The organism is Streptomyces inusitatus (assembly GCF_014651115.1).
Classification (GTDB): Bacteria; Actinomycetota; Actinomycetes; order Streptomycetales; family Streptomycetaceae; genus Streptomyces; species Streptomyces amakusaensis.
The window spans coordinates 1-3,359 of the sequence record NZ_BMWG01000067.1; the positions used below are offsets into that span (position 1 = coordinate 1).

Here is a 3,359-nt window from a genome sequence, read left to right on the forward strand (position 1 = left end):
TCTGCCGCTCAAACACCTGGCGCGCGGTGATGACGAGCCCCGCCTTACGGGCACTCGACACCAACAGCATCGACATGATCGAGTCGCCACCCAGCTCGAAGAACGAGCCGTCGGCACTGACCCGCTCAAGCCCCAGCACCTCGGCGAACAGGGCGCAGAAGACCTCTTCCACCCGTGTCGCCGGAGCACGCCCACCACTCTCACCGGCCGACTCCGGCACGGGCAGTGCTGCCCGGTCCAGCTTCCCGTTGACCGTCAGCGGCAGCGAATCGATTACCACGAACGCCGCCGGAATCATGTACTCCGGCAGTCGGCCGCCAACGAACTCCCGCAGCTCATCCGCACCGGCCGAGTCCGATGCAGTCGGTACGGCGTAGGCGACCAGGCGCTTGTCACCCGGCCGGTCCTCACGCACAATCACCGCGACCTGAGCCACACTCTCGTGCGCCGCGAGGACCGACTCCACCTCACCCGGCTCGACCCGGAAGCCACGGATCTTCACCTGCTCATCCGCACGACCCGCGAACCACAGCTGACCGTCCGCACTCCAACGGGCCAGGTCACCCGAGCGATACATCCGCCCGCCGAACGGGCTCGCCACAAAACGCTCCGCCGTCAGATCCGCACGGCCCGCATAACCACGCGCCAGACCGTCACCGGCGACATACAGCTCACCCGTCACACCGACCGGAACCGGCTGAAGGAAACCGTCCAGGACGAACACCCGGGCGTTGCCGATGGGGCTTCCGATGGCGGGGGGCTGATCCTCCGGCGACATCCCCACATCCAGCGGAACGGCGGTGGTGATGACGGTCGCCTCCGTCGGACCATACGTGTTCCACACCCGCGAACCAGCGAGCCACCGACTCGCCAGATCGGCATTGAGCCGCTCGGCGCCAAGGACCCAGTTCCGCACCCCGGGCACCGCCGCCGGGTCCAGGACACCGAGGAGCGAGGGGACGACGCTCGCGACCTCAACACCGGAGGTACGGATCATACGGGCGAGCGCCTCGGGCTCCCGCCGCTCCTCACTCGACGCGATCGCGAGCGTTCCGCCACCGGCGAGAGTGACCGCGACATCGAGCACGGCCGCGTCGAAGCTGAACGAGGCGAACTGAAGCGCCACCACCCCTTCACCCATATCCAGGGCGGTTCGCATCGCCAGCGCGAGGTTCGCCACCCCACCGTGCGCGACCGCCACCCCCTTCGGACGACCCGTCGAACCCGACGTGTAAATGACGTACGCGAGCTGCTCCGGGCTCACGCTCACGCCGAGCGGCTCGGAAGAGCCCGCTTCGATCTCGTCCAGGCGCACAACGGGCGCTTCGATCCCGGGAATCTCCGTCCCCAGGACGAGCATCGCACCGCTGTCCGCGACCATGTACGCGAGACGGTCGGACGGATACTCCGGGTCGAGCGGTACGTACGCCCCGCCGGCCTTCCACACCGCGAGCAGCGCCACCACCATGTCCACACCGCGCGGCAGGCACAGACCCACCACCCGCTCCCGACCCACACCCGCAGCAACCAAGTACCGGGCCAGACGATTCGACCGTACGTCCAGCTCCCCGTACGACAGCACATCCGCACCCGACCGAACCGCCGACACCTCAGGCGCGCTCGCGACCCGCTCAGCGAACAGATCGAGGAAGGTGTCCGCCTCGACCGGCAGCACGGTGTCGTTCCACTCCGACACCACCCGCGACCGCTCAATCTCGTCCAGCACCGCGATCTCGCTCAGCCGCACATCAGGATCAGCCGCCACCTGCTCCAGCACCCGACCCAAACGCCGCGCCAAACCCTCAACCGTCACCTGATCAAAGAGGTCCGTCGCATACAGAATCCCGCCACCGATACCCGCAGGACCACCATCCGCATCCCGCTCCTCGACGAGCGTCACGGACAGATCGAATCGGGCGGCCAGTTCGGACCCCGAAGGCACTGGGCCGACTTCGAGTCCGGGGAGTTCCCACTGTGCGACTGGGACGTTCTGGAGCGCCAGCATCACCTGGAACAGCGGGTTCCGGGAGAGTGAACGAACCGGACTCAGCACATCCACCAGCCGCTCGAACGGCACATCCTGGTGTCCATAGGCCGCGAGGTCGGCTTCCCTCACCCGGTGGAGCAGTTCGGTGAAGGTGGGGTCGCCACTGAGGTCGGTGCGGAGGACGAGGGTGTTGACGAAGAAGCCCGCCAGGTCGTCGAGCGCCGCGTCGCCTCGGCCGGCGATCGGGGTGCCGAGGGGGATGTCGGTGCCCGCACCCACCCGAGAGAGGAGCACGGCGATCGCCGCGTGTACGACCATGAACATGGTGGCCCGGCCGCGCCCGGCGACCTCCACCAGACCGGCATGGGCGTCGGCGCCCACTCGGACCGGGATTGAGCGCCCTTCGAAGGAGGGCACCGGGGGACGCGGCCGGTCGGTCGGCAGTGTCAGTTCCTCCGGTGCGCCTTCCAGTGCTTCGCGCCAGAAGCGCAGCTGTGCGCTGATGAGGCTGTCCTCGTCGTCCAGGTCGCCGAGGACTTCGCGCTGCCAGAGCGCGTAGTCCGCGTACTGCACCGGCAGCGGCTCCCACCCTGGGGCCCGGCCGCCGCGCCGGGCGGCGTAAGCGACCCCGAGATCACGGGCCAGCGCACCCATCGACCAGCCATCGACCGCGATGTGATGCGCCACGATCAGCAGGACGAACTCCGAAGGACCGACCACCAATAGCCGCACACGCCACGGCAAGTCGATGCTGAGGTCGAAGCCGTGGCCGGCGTGGGTGGTGAGGGCGCTCTCAAGCTCGCTTTCCGTGGTTTCCACGACGATGAGCGGCGGTCGTCCGTCGGCGCCTTCGAGGATGTGCTGACGCGGTGCGCCGTCGGCCTCGGGGAAGACGGTCCGCAGGCTCTCGTGCCGGTCGGCCACATCGCCGAGAGCCGCCTCCAGCGCGGCGACATCCAGCGCTCCGGAGAGCCGGAGAGTCAACGGCAGGTTGTACGCGGCGTCCGCACCCGAGTCGGTCTCTTCCAGCCGGTTGAGGAACCACATCCGCTGCTGCGCGTAGGACAGCGGCAGCACGTCCGGTCGCTCGCGTGCGGTCAGGGCTGTACGTACGTCGCCGCGATCGCCTTCGATCAGTCGGGCGATGGCGGCCACGGTCGGTGAGGCGAAGAGGTCTCGGATGCTGACTTCGGTGTCGAGGACGGAACGGACCCGGGCGATCAACCGCATCGCGAGGAGCGAGTCACCGCCGAGTTCGAAGAACGACACCTCCGCACCGACCCGGTCCAGGCCGAGCACCTCGGCGAAGAGCCCGCACAGAACCTCCTCCACCGGGGTCGCCGGACCACGGCCACCAGCCGTCCCACCAGCG

General features: G+C 68.6%; 1 protein-coding gene and 1 pseudogene. Both read right to left on the reverse strand.

The window, feature by feature from the left end; all coding sequences use genetic code 11:
• Positions 1–3,142, reverse strand: a 3,142-nt coding sequence (locus IE247_RS33825) for a non-ribosomal peptide synthetase (protein WP_229869526.1), incomplete at its 3' end; no start/stop codon positions are given.
• A gap of 36 nt (positions 3,143–3,178) precedes the next feature.
• Positions 3,179–3,319 (reverse strand): annotated as a pseudogene (locus tag IE247_RS35120) (phosphopantetheine-binding protein); the annotation flags it as partial.
• Positions 3,320–3,359: the final 40 nt, after the last annotated feature.